This is a genomic window from Solimonas terrae (assembly GCF_011067135.1).
GTDB classification, from domain to species: domain Bacteria; phylum Pseudomonadota; class Gammaproteobacteria; order Nevskiales; family Nevskiaceae; genus Solimonas; species Solimonas terrae.
The window spans coordinates 264,194-280,461 of the sequence record NZ_JAAMOW010000005.1 but is presented as its reverse complement, the minus strand read 5'-3'; the positions used below and the strand labels follow the sequence as shown (position 1 = coordinate 280,461).

16 protein-coding genes and 1 pseudogene are annotated in these 16,268 nt (G+C 66.4%); 1 reads left to right on the top strand and 16 read right to left on the bottom strand.

The window, feature by feature from the left end; all coding sequences use genetic code 11:
• Window positions 1–44: 44 nt before the first annotated feature.
• The 14 genes and pseudogenes from G7Y85_RS11645 to G7Y85_RS11580 form a co-directional block, all read right to left on the bottom strand.
• Window positions 45–2,897: a 2-oxoglutarate dehydrogenase E1 component gene (locus G7Y85_RS11645; protein ID WP_166256866.1), complete on the bottom strand. Its 2,853-nt coding sequence runs from the start codon at window positions 2,895–2,897 to the stop codon at window positions 45–47.
• A gap of 74 nt (window positions 2,898–2,971) precedes the next feature.
• Window positions 2,972–3,874: a UTP--glucose-1-phosphate uridylyltransferase GalU gene (gene galU / locus G7Y85_RS11640; RefSeq protein ID WP_166256861.1), complete on the bottom strand. Its 903-nt coding sequence runs from the start codon at window positions 3,872–3,874 to the stop codon at window positions 2,972–2,974.
• 25 nt (window positions 3,875–3,899) lie between these two features.
• Complete coding sequence (locus G7Y85_RS11635; protein WP_166256858.1) at window positions 3,900–4,769, bottom strand: MaoC family dehydratase; 870 nt, start codon at window positions 4,767–4,769, stop codon at window positions 3,900–3,902.
• A 67-nt stretch (window positions 4,770–4,836) separates the two neighbouring features.
• Window positions 4,837–6,084: a c-type cytochrome biogenesis protein CcmI gene (gene ccmI / locus G7Y85_RS11630; RefSeq protein ID WP_166256855.1), complete on the bottom strand. Its 1,248-nt coding sequence runs from the start codon at window positions 6,082–6,084 to the stop codon at window positions 4,837–4,839.
• Window positions 6,081–6,557 carry a cytochrome c-type biogenesis protein gene (locus G7Y85_RS11625; protein ID WP_166257079.1) on the bottom strand — a complete coding sequence of 159 codons (477 nt, stop codon included), beginning with the start codon at window positions 6,555–6,557 and terminating at the stop codon, window positions 6,081–6,083. The genes ccmI and G7Y85_RS11625 overlap by 4 nt, the downstream gene beginning before the upstream one ends.
• Before the next feature lie 38 nt (window positions 6,558–6,595).
• On the bottom strand, window positions 6,596–7,117 hold the full coding sequence (locus tag G7Y85_RS11620) for a DsbE family thiol:disulfide interchange protein (protein ID WP_166256852.1): 522 nt from the start codon (window positions 7,115–7,117) through the stop codon (window positions 6,596–6,598).
• On the bottom strand, window positions 7,117–9,099 hold the full coding sequence (locus G7Y85_RS11615) for a heme lyase CcmF/NrfE family subunit (RefSeq protein ID WP_166256849.1): 1,983 nt from the start codon (window positions 9,097–9,099) through the stop codon (window positions 7,117–7,119). The genes G7Y85_RS11620 and G7Y85_RS11615 overlap by 1 nt, the downstream gene beginning before the upstream one ends.
• Before the next feature lie 179 nt (window positions 9,100–9,278).
• Window positions 9,279–9,698: pseudogene (ccmE, locus tag G7Y85_RS11610) on the bottom strand (cytochrome c maturation protein CcmE); the annotation flags it as partial.
• Window positions 9,699–9,756: 58 nt separating this feature from the next.
• Window positions 9,757–9,906 carry a heme exporter protein CcmD gene (gene ccmD, locus G7Y85_RS11605; protein ID WP_241696127.1) on the bottom strand — a complete coding sequence of 50 codons (150 nt, stop codon included), beginning with the start codon at window positions 9,904–9,906 and terminating at the stop codon, window positions 9,757–9,759.
• Window positions 9,896–10,657 (bottom strand): heme ABC transporter permease, encoded by a 762-nt coding sequence (locus tag G7Y85_RS11600; protein ID WP_166256843.1) that lies wholly within the window; start codon window positions 10,655–10,657, stop codon window positions 9,896–9,898. The genes ccmD and G7Y85_RS11600 overlap by 11 nt, the downstream gene beginning before the upstream one ends.
• Window positions 10,658–10,681: 24 nt before the next feature.
• Window positions 10,682–11,347: a heme exporter protein CcmB gene (gene ccmB, locus G7Y85_RS11595; protein ID WP_166256840.1), complete on the bottom strand. Its 666-nt coding sequence runs from the start codon at window positions 11,345–11,347 to the stop codon at window positions 10,682–10,684.
• Window positions 11,344–11,928, bottom strand: a complete 585-nt coding sequence (ccmA, locus tag G7Y85_RS11590) for a heme ABC exporter ATP-binding protein CcmA (RefSeq protein WP_166256837.1) — start codon at window positions 11,926–11,928, stop codon at window positions 11,344–11,346. Before ccmA ends, ccmB begins: the two co-directional genes overlap by 4 nt.
• 49 nt (window positions 11,929–11,977) lie before the next feature.
• Window positions 11,978–12,814: an HDOD domain-containing protein gene (locus tag G7Y85_RS11585; RefSeq protein WP_166256834.1), complete on the bottom strand. Its 837-nt coding sequence runs from the start codon at window positions 12,812–12,814 to the stop codon at window positions 11,978–11,980.
• A gap of 64 nt (window positions 12,815–12,878) precedes the next feature.
• Window positions 12,879–13,208, bottom strand: a complete 330-nt coding sequence (locus G7Y85_RS11580) for a winged helix-turn-helix transcriptional regulator (RefSeq protein ID WP_166256830.1) — start codon at window positions 13,206–13,208, stop codon at window positions 12,879–12,881.
• A gap of 60 nt (window positions 13,209–13,268) precedes the next feature.
• On the opposite strand from G7Y85_RS11580, the gene G7Y85_RS11575 reads away from it, so the two are divergent.
• Complete coding sequence (locus G7Y85_RS11575; RefSeq protein ID WP_166256827.1) at window positions 13,269–13,814, top strand: carboxymuconolactone decarboxylase family protein; 546 nt, start codon at window positions 13,269–13,271, stop codon at window positions 13,812–13,814.
• Here the strand turns inward: G7Y85_RS11575 and hldE are convergent.
• Both hldE and G7Y85_RS11565 read right to left on the bottom strand, forming a co-directional pair.
• Window positions 13,811–15,181 carry a bifunctional D-glycero-beta-D-manno-heptose-7-phosphate kinase/D-glycero-beta-D-manno-heptose 1-phosphate adenylyltransferase HldE gene (gene hldE / locus G7Y85_RS11570; protein ID WP_241696146.1) on the bottom strand — a complete coding sequence of 457 codons (1,371 nt, stop codon included), beginning with the start codon at window positions 15,179–15,181 and terminating at the stop codon, window positions 13,811–13,813. The genes G7Y85_RS11575 and hldE overlap by 4 nt on opposite strands.
• Before the next feature lie 67 nt (window positions 15,182–15,248).
• Window positions 15,249–16,172 (bottom strand): branched-chain amino acid transaminase, encoded by a 924-nt coding sequence (locus G7Y85_RS11565; protein WP_166256821.1) that lies wholly within the window; start codon window positions 16,170–16,172, stop codon window positions 15,249–15,251.
• Between the last annotated feature and the right edge of the window lie 96 nt (window positions 16,173–16,268).

Here is a 16,268-nt window from a genome sequence, read left to right as displayed (position 1 = left end):
TTTCTTGCTGTCGATTGAAACGGGGCCGCTGCGCAGTCCCGACGCTACATGCGCTTGCCGCCGGTCAGCGCTTCCTGCACAACGTCGGCCTGTTCCTTCTGGTGCACCTTGAGATAGCCGACCGCCGTGGTCGGCGCGCCCTTGCGCGTCGAATACATCATCACGTGCTGCGGCTGCAGGTAGACGGCGAGGCGATGCTTGATCTGGTACCAGGCGCCCTGGTTCTCCGGCTCCTCCTGACACCAGAGCACTTCCTTGGCATTCGGATACCTGGCCAGCTCCGCTTCGTAGCCTTCACGCGGGAACGGATACAGCTGCTCGATGCGCACCAGCGCCACGTTTTCGAGTTTGTCCTTCTGCCGTGCCTGGACGAGATCGAAGTAGACCTTGCCGGAGCAGAACACGATGCGCGTGACTTTCTTTGCGTCCAGCTTTTCGACTTCCGGAATCACCGGCTGGAAGCCGCCCTTGGTGAGATCCTTGAGCGACGACACCGACAGCGGATGCCGCAGCAGCGACTTCGGCGTCATCACGATCAGCGGCAGACGCGTCGAGCGCTTCATCTGGCGACGCAGCATGTGGAACATCTGCGCCGGCGTCGACGGCACGCAGACCTGCTGGTTGTTCTCGGCGCACAGTTGCAGGAAACGCTCGATGCGCGCCGACGAATGCTCCGGCCCCTGCCCTTCGTAGCCGTGCGGCAGAAACACCGTCAGACCGCAGAGCCGACCCCATTTGGCCTGACCGGCGGCGATGAACTGGTCGAACAGCACCTGCGCGCCGTTGGCGAAGTCACCGAACTGCGCCTCCCAGATCACCAGCGAATCCGGATCGGTCGTCGAATAGCCGTACTCGAAGCCGAGGACACCTTCCTCGGACAGCAGCGTATCGTTGACGACGAAGCCGTACTTGTCCTTCACCAGATGACGCAACGGCGTGTAGCGCGCGCCGTTCTTGTAATCATGAATCGTCGCATGACGATGGAAAAAGGTACCGCGACGCGCGTCCTGGCCGGACAGGCGCACATGGAAACCTTCCTTGGCCAGTGAGCCGTAGGCCATGGTCTCGGCAAAACCCCAGTCCATCGGCAGCTCGCCGGCGCCCATCTTCGCGCGGTCTTCCCAGATCTTCTGCACGCGCGGATGCAGCGTGAAGCCGTCCGGCAGCTGCAGCAGCTGTTCGCTGATCGTCTTCAGTGCGCCTGCCGACACCGTCGTGTCGACCGGCGTGTCCCAGCTTCCGTCACGGTACTTTGACCAGTTGACCGTGTGCTTGTTGCCGACCAGACCGAGCGTGATGCGCGCGGTGTTCTCGCCCTTGTCGAGACCGTCGCGGTATTCCTTGACCAGCGTGTCGGCGGCGCCCCTGGCCAGGGTACCTTCCTCTTCGAGCTTCTTGGCGTACAGCGTCAGCGTCGTCGGCTGCTTCTTGATGACGTCGTACATCACCGGGCTGGTCACGCTCGGCTCGTCGGCCTCGTTGTGGCCGTGGCGGCGATAGCAGCAGATGTCGACGATCACGTCCTTGTGGAATTCGTTGCGGAAATCCATCGCCAGGCGCGTGACGAAGGTCACCGCTTCCGGATCGTCGCCGTTGACATGAAACACCGGCGCTTCGAGCATCTTCGCGAGGTCGGTGCAGTAGCGCGAGGTCCGCGCTTCCTTGCCGGTTTCGATCTCGATCGGATTCGGCGTCGTGAAGCCGATCTGGTTGTTGACGATGATGTGCAGCGTGCCGCCGGTCGCATAACCCTTCGAGTGCGAGAGCTGCAGCGTCTCCATCACCACGCCCTGGCCGGCGAACGCGGCGTCGCCGTGGATCAGGATCGGCACGATCTTCTGCCCGGCTTCATCCTCGCGACGAACCTGACGCGCCTTGACCGAGCCCTCGACGACCGGGTTGACGATTTCCAGATGCGAAGGATTGAACGCGAGCACCAGATGCAGGCGCTTGCCGTCGACTTCGACGTCGGTCGAGAAGCCGAGGTGGTATTTGACGTCGCCGTGCCGCGACAGCGCATCGACGCTGTACTTGCCCTCGAACTCGGCGAACAGCTCCTTCGGCGACTTGCCGAGCACGTTGACGAGCACGTTGAGACGGCCACGATGCGCCATGCCGACGACGATCTCGTCGACATCGCGCGCCGCACAGCCGCGCAGGATCTCGTCCATCGCCGGAATCAGCGAATCACCGCCTTCCAGCGAGAAGCGCTTCTGGCCAACGTACTTGTTGTGCAGATAACGCTCGAGCCCTTCGGCGGCGACCAGCTGGGTCAGCACGGCGTGCTTGCGCTCGACCGTCAGCTTGGGCTGGAACACGACCGATTCGAGGCGCTGCTGGACCCAGCGCTTCTCGCGGGTCTCGGTCAGGTACATGTACTCGGCGCCGATGGTGTCGGTGTACACGCTCTTGAGGATGCGGATGATCTCGCGCAGCGGCAGTCGGTCGGCGCCGGCTGCCAGCGTACCGGTGTTGAATACCGTTTCGAAATCTTCCGGCCCGAGGCCGTGATGTGCCGGATCGAGATCGTCGAGATTTTCGATCGGCGCGAGTCCGAGCGGATCAAGCTTGGCGGCCTGGTGGCCGCGCATGCGGTAGTAGTTGATCAGGCGCAGCACGCCGGCCTGCTTCTCGGCCGCCTTGGCATCGAAACCGGCTTCGGCGGCAACGACCCGGCGCGGCTCGCGCGCGAGCCGCTCGAAACGCGCGATCACTTCGCTGTGCGGCGTTTCGCGCGGCGCACTCTGATCCTGGATCAGGCGGAAATAGGCTCGCCAGCTCGGATCAACGGATTCCGGGTCTTCGAGAAACTGCTCGTAGTACGCCTCGATGTACGGCGCATTGGCACCGTTGATCGAAGACGATTCGATGAAGCTCTGATACTTGCTGGTCGCCATGTCTGTCGTGCTGCACTCTTTCCGTGTTGTACCTGCGATCCCGGCGTCCCCAGCGTCGTTGATGGCGGGCGGGTTTAGGCTTTGCGTTTCTTGTCCTGATCGTGCCAGCCGGCCGTCATCTCGTGCAGATACGCGCGGAAGTCGTCCGCGAGTTCCGGATGTTTGAGACCGAACTCGACGTTCGCGCGCAGATAGCCGAGCTTCGAACCGCAGTCGTGGCGCACGCCTTCGAATTCGTAGGCCAGCACGGTCTGCTCGTTGAGCATCAGGCTGATTGCGTCGGTCAGCTGGATTTCACCGCCGGCACCGCGCTGCGTGCGCTCCAGCAGCTTGAAGATGCGCGGCGTCAGAATGTAGCGGCCGACCACCGCGAGATTGCTCGGCGCATTCTCCGGCTTCGGCTTTTCGACCATCTTCTTGATTTCCGACAGGCCCGGACCGATCGGCTGTGCATCGACGATGCCGTAGCTGCCGGTTTCTTCCTGCGGCACGCGCTGCGTGGCGAGCACGCTGGTACCGTACTGCTGGTAGACGCGATGCATCTGGGAGAGGCAGGGCTGCAGGCGGCCGTCGATGAGGTCGTCGGCGAGGATCACGTAGAAATCCTCGTCGCCGACCGCCGGCCAGGCCTGCAGCACGGCATGCCCGAGGCCGAGCGCTTCGGCCTGGCGGATGAAGATGCAGGTGACGCCCGGCGGCACGATGTCCTGCACGGTTTCGAGCAGCTTGCTCTTGCCGCGCGCGGCGAGCTCGGCTTCCAGCTCATAGGCCTTGTCGAAGTGATCCATGATGGAATTCTTCGACCGGCCGGTAATGAAGATCAGTTCCTGGGCGCCGGCGCTGATCGCCTCCTGCACGGCGTACTGGATCAGGGGCTTGTCGACGACCGGCAGCATTTCCTTGGCGCTCGCCTTGGTGGCCGGCAAAAAGCGCGTGCCGAGACCGGCAACCGGGAAGACCGCTTTGCGAATACGCATGAAATCTCCTTTCAGGGCGGCGATTTTAGCGCAGCACGCCGGTCAAATGGACCTTGTCGCTGCGGCTCGCCAGCAAGGCGAAATCGATGCCCCTGCCTTTGGTTCCGGCACCGGCACCGTGATCGAACTTCAGCGCCGCCCTGCCCGGCAGGAACAGCGGCTGGCGGAACTGCACGTCGAGCACGGCCGGTTCGCCTTCGATACGATCCGCCAGCAGCGCCGCGCAGTACGCCGCCGACCACATGCCATGCGCGATGTGGCGCTTGAAGCCGAACAGCCGGGCGGTGAACGGCGCAAGGTGGATGGGGTTGAAATCCTTGCCGACCTTCGCGTAACGCCGGCCGGTATCGGCGGACGCGCTGACCGCGATGTAGTCGGACAGGCTCGCAACTGCCGCCTGCGGCGCCGGCCGCGCGCCCTGCTTCGGCGCCGGCATGCGGAACAGGGTCGTCATCACCTCGCTCCAGACTTCCTCGCCGTCGACGGTGACGCTGGTGTTGATGTCGAATTCCAGACCCTGCCGGACCTCGCGTGCGTCGCCGAGCCGCACATCGAAGTCATAGCTCTCGCCACTGCCCAGGCCACGCTGCTGACGGATGTGGTTGCGCACATGCACGAGGCCGAGCAGCGGCAGCGGAAATTTCGGATCGGTCATCAGCTGCAGGTGCAGCGCCGCCGCCATCACGTGCGGGAAGGTGATCGGCAGATGATGGCTGTCGGCGAAACCGCAGACCTTGCGGTACTCGGCCAGCTGCTCGCCGGAGACGCGCACATTTTTCACCTCGATGCCGAGCTGCGGCAGCTTCGGCTTGCCTTTCGGCTTGCGCAGGATCGTGGTCGCGGCTTTCAGGTACAGGCCTTCGGCGGAAGGCATGCGGGCGAGCGTGGTGTTCATCAGGGTCCCTGGTTCAGATGGAGTCGATGGTCGCGCACATGCGGTGAACTGCGGCTGACGTATCGGATCAGGGCAGCTGCCGATCGATCACCAGATCGAGCGGCTGGCCGGCATCGGCGCGGGCGACAGGATGGCTGCCTTCGAGGTCGCCCGACAGCGCCTGCGCGCCACCGCTGGCCGTCAAACGGGCCGTGATCACCCAATTCGCGAAGCCGGACATCTTCATCGCCGGCATCATCGCTTCGCTGTCATCGAGCGTCACCGTCAACGGCAGCGTCGGCGTGTCGATGCGCTGCACGGCCAGCGGCATCGGCGGGCCAGTCGCGGCCTTGGCAAACACCAGCAGGGTCATGCCTGGCTTGATCTGCGCCTTCAGCGCATCACTGATGCGGACATGGACGATCAGGCTGACGCCGTTGGCCGCGGCGGCCGGCGCAGCGGCAGCCAATGCCGTCGCCGGCGGCAGGGTCTGGCCAGCCTTGGCGGCCAATTCCGGCAGATGCTGCTCCAGCACCTCGCGAATGTCGTCCGGCAGATCCTGGCCGCGCAGCTTCAGCCACTCGGCATAGGCAGCGCCGTAGTCGCCACTCTGCAGGGCGGCGAGGCCGCCGTACCAAAGCGCCTCGGCATTGCCCGGCTCCAGTGTCAGCGCCTGTTCGAACAGCGCTCGTCCCGGCTTCAGATCGTGCCCGTCGCTGGCCATGCCCAGCGAGGCACCGGCGGCGACCAGCCAGTCGGCATGCGGTTGCTCGACGGTCAGGGCATTGGCGCGCGCATAAGCCTTGGCCGCGTCAGCAAAGCGCTGCAGCACGACATACGAACGGCCCAGCATGGCCCAGCCCTCGGCGTCGGCCGGTTCGGCGTGCAGATGCGTTTCCAGTTTGGCGACCATGCCGTCGATCATCTGCCGCTGCGCGGCTGCCGGATCGCTCTGCGCGAGCGCGATCAGATCCCGCGTGCGCCAGGAATCGCTGCGCCAGTAGAACAGTCCGCTGGCAAGTGCCAGCAGCACGATCACCGCCAGCGTCCAGCGCAGATGACGCGGTGGCGCAGCGGCGGCGGCATCGACGGCGGCGACGGTGTCGGCGTCATGCAGCAGGCGCGCGCCCGCTTCGTCGCGCAGCTGCCTGGCCGATTCGACATCGAGCACCGCAGCCGCCAGATCGGCCTCGATCTCGGCGACCCGCGTCTGGTAGGCCACGACGTTGGCGCGCTTGCGCGCCTGCGTGCGCGGCGCCGCACGGCGCCACAAGGGACGCGTCAGCCAGAGTCCGGCGAGCACGAGCACCAGTGCCATCCACAGCCCCAGGATCATGCCGGCGGTCCTTGCGGTCGGTCTTCGGATTCGCTTTGCCGTTCGCTGCCAATCAGGCGCAGCAAGGCTTCGTTGTCGACCAGCACCGGCGTCTCGTGGTGCCGCCGGGCGCGGGCATAGCGCAGCGCCACGACCAACGCGATCAGCAGGACCAGGAACGGACCGGCCCACAGCAGCCAAGTCTTGGCCTTGAACGGCGGTCGGTACAGCACGAAATCACCGTAGCGATCGGTCAGATAACGCTTGATCTCGACATCGCTCCTGCCGGCGGCAAGCTGTGCATGCACCTGATTGCGCAAGTCGGCGGCTAGTGGCGCCTGCGAGTCGCCGATGGTCTCGTTCTGGCAGACCAGACAGCGCAACTCGTGGATCAGGCTGTCGTAGCGCTGCTGTTCGTCCGCCGTCAGATGTGCCGGGTCCGGCGGCGGCGCGCGATCCTGCGCACGCACGACGGCCGGCGCCAGCAGCAGCATCGCCAGCAGCAGCCGCAAACCCCGCCGCAGGCCGACGCTCACGAACCGCGCTCCATCAGCGGCGCGATGCGGGTGCGCCAGACGGCGTCGTCGAGCGGCCCGATCTGCTTGTAGACGATGGTGCCGGCCGCATTCAGCACGAAGGTTTCCGGCGCCCCGTAGACGCCCCAGTCCAGCCCGGCCGCACCCTGCGGATCGGTGATCACGCTGCGATAGGGATTGCCGTGCCGTGCCAGCCAGCGGCTGGCATCCTCGTCGCTGTCCTTGTAGTCGACGCCGACGATCTCGACACCCTGCGCGGCGAGCTGCATCAGGTAGTCCTGCTCGACCTCGCAGGCCGCGCACCAGCTGGCAAAGAAATTGACGAGCACCGGCCGACCCTTCAGGTCGTCGGCGGTGTAGCGCTTTGCCGGCTCACCGAGCAGGCCGAGCGAGAACGCCGGTGCCGGCTTGCCGATCAGCGGACTCGGCACCTCGTGCGGATCGTGATGCAGGCCGGCCGCGAACAGCACGACCAGCCCGACCAGCGCTGCCGCCGGCAGCAGATAGCGCAGACGCATCAGGCCGCGACCTCGCTGCTCAGCGCCGCTCGCTCGGCGGCGCGCGCGAGCCGGTAACGACGATCGGTCGCGGCCAGCAGGCCGCCGAGCGCCATCAGCACGCCGCCACCCCAGACCAGCCGCATCATCGGCTTGTAGTACAGACGCACGGCCCAGTCGCCGTTGGCGTTGTTGCGGTCGATCGGCTCGCCGAGCGCGACATACAGATCGCGCAGCGGCGTATGGTCGACGGCCGACTCGGTCATGATCTGGCCGCTGGCATCGTACAGACGCTTTTCCGGCGCCAGTTGTGCGATCACACGCCCCTGATACTCGACTTCGACATCGCCGTGATCGGCGCGATAGTTCGGACCCTGTCGCGGTTCGACGCCTTTCAGCGCGAAGGTATAGCCGGCCAGCGTCGCCGATTCGCCCGGACCGAGGCGGACATTCTGCTCGATGCTGTACAGGCTCGTGAAGGTAATGCCGAGCACCCAGACGCCGAGCCCGCAATGCGCCAGCGTCATGCCCCAGACCGCACGCGGAATCTGCGTGATGCCGGCCAGGCGGTCGCGCTTGGCACGCACGCGGCGGACGATTTCATGCAGAGAGCTGACGATGACCCAGACCGCCAATGCACCGCCGCCGATCGCCGCCAGCAGCGTCCTGTGTCCGAGCAGCCACGGCAGCGTGCAGCCGGCCAGCACCGCGATCGCCGCCGGTACACGCAGCCGCTTGAACACGTCGGCCGCGCGTGCGCGCTTCCAGCCGACCGCCGACGCGAAGCCGATCAGCACGGCGAGCGGAATCGTCAGCGGCAGGAAGATCGAATTGAAGTACGGCGGACCGACCGAGACCTTGCCCAGATCAAGCGCTTCGATCACCAGCGGGTAGAGCGTGCCCAGCAGCACCGCGGCCGCCGCCGACACCAGGAAGACATTGTTGAGCAGCAGCAGGCCTTCGCGCGAGAACAGTTCGAAATCGGCTTCCGAGACGAACTTCGGCGCGCGCCAGGCATACAGCGTGAACGCGATGCCAAGCACGATCGCGAGGAACGTCAGGATGAAAATGCCGCGCGCCGGATCGGTGGCGAACGCATGCACCGACACCAGGATGCCGGAGCGCACGAGGAATGTGCCGAGCAGCGACAGCGCGAACGCGAGGATGGCCAGCAGCACGGTCCAGGCCTTGAGCTGGCCGCGCTTTTCGGTGACCGCCAGCGAGTGGATCAGTGCAGTACCGACCAGCCAGGGCATGAACGAGGCGTTCTCGACCGGATCCCAGAACCACCAGCCGCCCCAGCCGAGTTCGTTGTAGGCCCACCACGAACCGAGCGTGATGCCGATCGTCAGGAACAGCCAGGCGGTTGTCGTCCACGGTCGCGTCCAGCGCGCCCAGGCGGCGTCGAGCCGTCCCGAGATCAGCGCCGCGATCGCGAACGCGAATGCCACCGAGAAGCCGACATAGCCCATGTAGAGCATGGGTGGATGGATCACGAAGCCCGGGTCCTGCAGCAAGGGATTGAGATCGCGACCGTTGTCGGGCACCGGGAAGTTCAGCGTGAACGGGTTCGAGGTCAGCAGGATGAACAACAGGAAGCCGACCGCCAGCGCCCCGAGCACGGCCAGCGCGGTCGCCGTCAGATCGACCGGCAGACGCCGATTGAATACCGACACCGCCGCGCTCCAGCCGGTCAGCATCAGCATCCACAGCAGCATCGAGCCTTCATGCGCACCCCACACCGCGGTCAGCCGATACATCAGCGGCAGGCTCGCTTCGCTGTTGGCGGCGACGTAGGCGACCGACCAGTCGCGGGTGACGAAGGCCCAGGTCAGGCAGCCGTACGCGAACAGAATCAGCAGGAACTGGGTCTGCGCCGAGGAACTGGCGACCGCCATCAGGCGCCGGTCCCGCCGCCAGACGCCGTAAGCCGGCACCAGCGCCTGCAGGACCGCGACGAACAGCGCCGCGATCAGCGCGAAGTGTCCAAGCTCCGGAATCATGACGGCACGACCGCGTCGCGGCCCACGATCACGCCACCCTTCACATCGCCGTCGGCGCGACCAACGGTTCCCTCCCGTGCCCGCAGCGCGGAGCGAGGGGCCGAAGACGAAGACACGGCCTGCGACCGTGGCGCCGGGCTCACGCCCGTCGCGGATTTGAAGGGCGCGCAGGAATGCTTGCCGTCGGCGGTCTTCAGCGATTTCGCGAGTTCCGGCGGCATGTAGTTCTCGTCGTGCTTGGCAAGCACCTCGTCGGCGACGAACACCCCGTTCTGCATCGTCCCGGTGGCGACGATGCCCTGCCCTTCCTTGAACAGGTCGGGCAGGATGCCGTCATAGCGCACCGGCAGCGATTTTTCGCAGTCGGAGAGCGTGAAGTCGACCTGCAGGCCATCACCGCGCTTGACGCTGCCGACCATCACCAGTCCGCCGAGACGCAGGCGCGCGTCGTCGGCAACCTGATGATCGAGGATGTCGGTCGGCGTGTAGAAATACATCATGTTCTTGCGGAACGCGGTGAAGCCGAACACCGCGGTCAGCGCAAGGCCGACCACCAGTGCCGCGACCGCGGCCATGCGTTTCTGTCGTTTCGACATCATTTCAGGACCTGCTGCACCCGGCAGCTTGCGCACGCGTCATTGCCGCAGGGATCGCCGCTCATTCGTCGGTCTCGAGCAGGCTGCCGAGAATGGCGCGACGACGCCGTCGCGGTGCGACGACGTTCCACACGTAGATGATCAGGGCGGCAGCGAAACTGCCCCAGACATAAACCGCGTAGCCGCCCATTTCCCAGAACTCAGCAGACATCGGCTGTCCCCGCGAGTTCCGTGCCCATTTCACGAACCCAGCGCGTACCGCGTTCGCGCAGCAGCAGTTCGTTCTGGGCGCGGCGCAGTACCGCGTAGCCGCACCACAGATAAGTGCCGAGCAGCCCCGCATACAGCGGCCAGGCCATGCTCGCGCTGATGTTGGGCTTGCCGAACTTCAGGATCGTCGAACCCTGGTGCAGGCTGTTCCACCAGACTACCGAGTAGTGCACGATCGGCACGTTGACGGCGCCGACGATCGCCAGCAGCCCGCAGGCACGTGCCGCCGTGCGCGGATCGTCGAATGCACCGTTCAGGCCGACCACGCCGAGATACAGGAACAGCAGCACCAGTTCGGCCGTCAGCCGCGCATCCCAGACCCAGTAAGCGCCCCACATCGGCTTGCCCCAGAGCATGCCGGTCAGCAGGGCCAGCGCCGTGAAGCTGGCACCGACCGGCGCGATCGCAACCAGCACGCACTCGGCGAGTTTCATGCGCCAGATCAGGGTGATCGCACCGCAGACCGCCATGGCGATGTACAGCGACAGCGACACCGCCGCGGCCGGCACATGCACGTAGATGATGCGGAAGGCGTCCTTCTGCTGGTAATCGGCCGGCGCCAGCACCAGCCCGCCGTACCAGGCGACCAGCAACAGCAACAGACCCAGCCCACCGAACCAGGGCGCGAAGCGCTCGGCGAATCGGAAAAAGCTGGGCGGCGAGGCCAGGCGATGGAACCAGGTCCAGTTCATCGGACGAAGAGGCAAATCCAGGGGCTATTCGAAGGCGTTGCGCAATGCGGCGGCGGCAAGCCACGGCAGAACGGTCAGCGTGAACATCAAAATGGCGGCGAGAAAGTATAGCGGAGCACTGGCGTCGAGGCCCTGCCCCGAGGCACGCACCGCACCGGCCCCGAAGATCACGACCGGCACGATCAGCGGCAACACCAGCACCGGCAGCAAGGCCCCGCCACGCGGCAGACCGACGGTCAGCGCGGCAACGAAGCCGCCGATGAAGCTCAGGCACGGCGTGCCGAGCGCCAGCCCGACCACCAGCGGCGTCAGCAGCGCGGACGGAAAGCCGAGCATGGCCGCCAGCGGCGCGGCCAGCAGCACCAGCGGCAGGCCGCTGAGCAGCCAGTGCGCAAGGCTCTTGATGAAGACCGCGAACGTCAACGAGGTCGGACTGACCAGCAGCTGCTCCAGCGTGCCGTCTTCCTGGTCGCTGCGATACAGGCGCTCCAGACTCAGCAATGCGGCGAGCAGGGCCCCCACCCAGAGGATCGCCGGCGCGAAGGCCGCGAGTTGCGGATCGTTCGGCCGCACGCCGAACCCGAACAGGGTAACGACGATGACGAAGAACAGCGGCGGCATCAGCCACTCGGTGCGCGCACGCGCGGCCAGCTTCAGCTCGCGCGCGAACAGGGCGACGAGCGCACTCACAACAGCCGCTCGCTGGCGAACAGCGGTGCCGGCAGCGGCTGGTGGCTGGTCATCAGCACCGCCCCGCCGGCTTGCAGGTGCTCGCCGACCAGTTCGGCAAACAGCGCGAGACCGTCGACATCGAGCCCATCCAGCGGTTCATCGAGCAGCCAGACAGCACGCGGCTGCAACAGCAGGCGCGCCAACGCCGTGCGCCGCTTCTGCCCCGCCGACAGCAGCCGGCAGCTGCGCAGGCGCGCCCGCGGTGGCAGTTTCATGCGCGCCAGCGCGGCATCGATGCCCGCCGCCGGCACGCCGTTGATGCCGCACCAGAAGCGCAGGTTCTCGACGGCGCTGAGCTGCAGGTTCAGGCCGTTGCGATGCCCGAGCCAGTGCGGCAGTGCGTCGTCCGATGCCCAGCGCAGCCGGCCGCCGCCGGCGCGGCGCAAACCCGCCAGGGTTTCCAGCAGCGAGGTCTTGCCGACACCGTTGGCGCCGCGCAGGTGCAGCAGCTCACCGGGCGCCAGCTGCAGATCGAAATCACGCAGCAGCGCGCGGTCACCGCGCAGCACGGTCAATTGTTCGGCAATCAGTAGCGGCACGCGCGCAACCCGGAAATTCGGCGGCGCACAGTGTAAGGGACAGCGACGCTCAGGCGGCGGCGGAGTGCCCGGCGTCGAACAGGGAGGCGTAGCCCTTCATCTGCAGGACATCGATGTCCGGGCTGACGTCGAGCTTGCGATAGGCCGGCACCGCGGCACGATCGACCTTGTCGTAAGGCGCCTGCCGGCCCGCCGAACTCTGCAGCACGGCAACCCGGACGACGTCGGCATAGGTCGGCGCGCCGTCGTGCTGTTCGCCGAACACGCGCCATTGCCGCGGCACCTCGACCAGTTCCGCCGGGAAGTGCCAGGCCTGCAGCACCATGCAGCCGATCCGCGGCGCCAGTACCTCGAGCACGTTGTCGAGTTCGGCCGGATCATCGAGCACGGCCTGGTGCGATTCGGCGAGCCGCAGGATCGCCAGCACGCCGATGTCATGAACCAGACCGGCGAGCATCGCCATCTCCGGATTGAGCAGGGTGCAATGTGCCGCCAGGACCTGGGCGGCTGCCGCGACATCGACGCTCTGCTGCCAGCTCTTGCGCAGACGCGATTCGATCTGCGGCGCGCCGCGCGCGAACATCTGTTCGATCGCAAGGCCGGAAACCAGCAGCCGGGTGTAGTCGAAGCCCAATCGGGTCACGGCCTGGCGGACGTTGTCGACGCGGTGCCCGCCGCGCTGCGCGGCACTGTTGGCGACCCGGATCAGGCGGACCGACAAGGCTGCGTCTTTCTGCAACTCGACGGCGAGCGCCCCGGCCGAAACGTCTTCGCGCTGCGCGAGCTGACGCACGTGCAGGGCGATCTCCGGCAGCGTCGGCAGCACCAGTTTGTCCCTGGCAAGGGCATCGATGACAACGCGGTGGAAGCGATCTTCAAGGACCATGGCAATAACCGGCGGACTCCATGGCTGTTAGCGGCCGCGGCGCGGCGGACTTGAGCGGGTGCCCCTACGACGCCACGCGCTGTGCCTGCGCCCAGCTTTCGGCCCAGCGATCGAGCGGCGCGAACTGTTCGAGCAGCGATCGGCCCAGCGCGCTCAGCCCGTAACCCTGCTCGCCGGCTTCGATCAGCAGCGCCTCGCGCAGCTCGGCCAGCCGCTGGTTCAGCACCGACGGCGACATGTCGGCGCAGGCCGACTGCAGGGCGCGAAACGACAGCGGCCCGTCGCGCAATTCCCAGATCACGCGCAGCGTCCAGCGCCGCCCCAGCAGATCGAGCAGGGCCATGATCGGCCGGCCGGATCGGGACCCCCGTACAGGCTTGTCGACCATGGTCATCGTTTCGCTACTTTTTCCGAAGCGATATGCTTCGGTAATCGTAGCACCCGGAGTCCCGCCATGTCCGCCAGCCGCATAGCCCCGCTCGATCCTCCCTACAGCACCGACCTGCAAACCGCTTTCGACACCGTCATGCGCGGCGCGCCACCGCTGACGCTGTTTCGCTGCGTCGCACGCAATCCGCGCATGCTGCAGCGGATGATGGCCGGCGGCCTGCTTGATCGCGGCACGCTCGACGTCCGTCAGCGCGAGCTGATGATCCTGCGCACCACCGCACGCTGCGGCGCCGAATACGAATGGGGCGTGCACGTCGCGGTCTACGCTGACAAGGCCGGCTGGCAGGCGGACGAGATCGCCGCGAGCGTGCATAGCGATGCGGCCGCGGCTTGCTGGTCGCCGCAGGAACAGCTGCTGCTGGCGCTGGCCGACGCCCTGCACGAACGCAGCACGGTGGACGACGAACTCTGGCAGGCCCTGAGTGCGCACTTCGACGATGCGCAGCTGATCGAACTGATCATGCTCGCCGGCCTGTATCACGCAGTGTCGTTCATGGCCAACGCCCTGCGCCTGCTGCGGGAGGGCTTCGCGCCGGCGTTTCCGGTCTAGCGCTGCGCCTTGTCGATCAGCGAGGTCGTCGAGTAGCCGTCGTGGAACGGCAGCACCAGCACGCGGCCGCCGTGCGCCGTGACCGCGTCGTGGCCGGCGATCTGCTCCGGCCGGTAGTCGCCGCCCTTGACCAGCAGATCGGGCAGCACGTGACCGATCAGGCGTGCCGGCGTGTCTTCGGAAAACGAAACGACATGGTCGACGCAACGCAGCGAAGCCAGCAGCGCCATGCGATCGGCGCAGGGATTCAGCGGCCGGCTCGGCCCTTTCAGGCGGCGCACCGAATCATCGTCGTTGACGGCGACGATCAGCAGATCGCCGAGACGGCGCGCGTCTTCTAGATAGCGCGCATGGCCGACATGCAGCACGTCGAACACGCCATTGGTCATGACGATGCGCCGGCCGGCAGCGCGGGCGGCGGCGACGGCCGCCAGCAGCGCGGGTTCGTCGACCACACCGCCGGTCGCGGACTGGCCGCTGATGGCCTGCCGCAATTCAGCGAGCGAGACGGTCGCGGTGCCAAGCTTGCCGACGACGACGCCGGCCGCGGCGTTCGCCAGCAGGCAGGCACGGGCGAGCGGCACGCCGGCCGCAAGCGCCGCTGCCAGCGTCGCGATCACGGTATCGCCGGCGCCGGTCACGTCGAACACTTCGCGGGCAGCGGTCGGCACGTGCAGCGGCGGCCGCTCCGGCGTCACCAGCGTCATGCCGTGTTCGCTGCGCGTGATCAGCAAGGCTTCGAGTTCGAGTTCGGCGCGCAGGGCCTCGGCGCGCGCCACCAGTTCGTCCTCGTCGCGGCAGACGCCGACGATCGCCTCGAATTCGGACAGATTCGGCGTCAACAGGCTCGCACCACGATAGCGCTGCCAGTCGCTGCCCTTGGGATCGACCAGCACGGCCTTGCCCTGTGCACGCGCGGCACGAATCAGTGCCGCGACATCGCGCAAGGTACCCTTGCCGTAGTCCGACAGCACCACGACGCTGCAGCGGCTCAGCGCCTGCGCATAATGCGAGGCCAGCGCTTCGCCGTCGAAACTGCCGACCTCGTCGAGCGCTTCCTCGAAGTCGAGACGGATCAGCTGCTGGTTGCGCGAGAGCACGCGCAGTTTGCTGATGGTCGGCGCGCTCGCGGCGATGATGAAATCGGCCGCGATGTGACGCGCCTGCAGCTGTTCGCCGAGCATGCGCGCCGCTTCGTCGGCACCGACCACACCGAGCACCGCCGCCGACGCGCCGAGGCTGGCGACATTGAGCGCCACGTTGGCGGCGCCGCCGGGTCGGGTCTCGTCCCTGCGGATACGAACCACCGGCACCGGCGCTTCCGGTGAAATCCGCGAGGTCGGCCCGATCCAGTAGCGATCGAGCATCAGATCGCCGACGACCAGGACACGCGCCGGCGCGAAGTCCGGGAGGTCGGCGTTCGTCACCGGATGCTCAGATGTGCGAGAGCCACTCGGGGTAGCTGCCGCTCTCGCCGTTGACGAGCGCGAGATACGCAGCCTGCAGCTTCTCGGTGATCGGCCCGCGGCGGCCTTCGCCGATCGGGCGATTGTCGATCTCGCGGATCGGCGTGACTTCGGCGGCGGTGCCGGTGAAGAACGCTTCGTCGGCGATATAAACCTCGTCGCGCGTGATGCGCCGTTCGACGACCTTGTAGCCGAAGTCATGAGCAAGCTGCATGACCGTGCGGCGGGTGATGCCGTCGAGCGCGCTGGTCACGTCCGGCGTGCTGATCACGCCGTTGCTGATGACGAAGATGTTTTCGGCGCTGCCTTCGGCGACGAAACCTTCGGGATCGAGCATCAGAGCCTCGTCGTAACCGTCGCGCAGCACTTCGTTGAGCGCCATCGACGAGCCCAGATAGTTGGCATTGGCCTTGGCCCGGCACAGCGACGCGTTGACATACTGGCGCTGGAACGAGCTGGTCTTGATGCGGATGCCGCGCTCCATGTTGTCGGCGCCCAGATACGCACCCCAGGTCCAGGCACCGACGATCACGTGCGTCTTCAGACCGGAAGCGCGCAGGCCCATGCCTTCCGAACCGTAGAAGACCATCGGCCGCAGGTAGGCGGATTCGAGCTTGTTGACGCGCAGCACTTCCTTCTGCGCCTCGTTGAGTTGCTCCTGCGACCACGGCATGTTCATGCCGAGAATCTTGGCCGAGTTGAACAGGCGCCGGGTGTGTTCTTCGAGGCGGAAGATCGCGGTGCCCTTCGGCGTCTTGTACGCGCGCACACCTTCGAAGCAGCCGACACCGTAATGCAGCGTGTAGGTCAGCACATGCGTGGTGCACTCGCGCCAGGGCTTGAGCTCACCGTCGTACCAGATAAAACCGTCGCGTTCGGCAAAAGAAGTCATTGCAGCATTCCGCCCTTGGACTGTGGGAATGACGACGCGCCGCGCGCATCGCCGATCAGGAGGGCGCAATTATAGGGAATCGCCCGGCCATGCCTA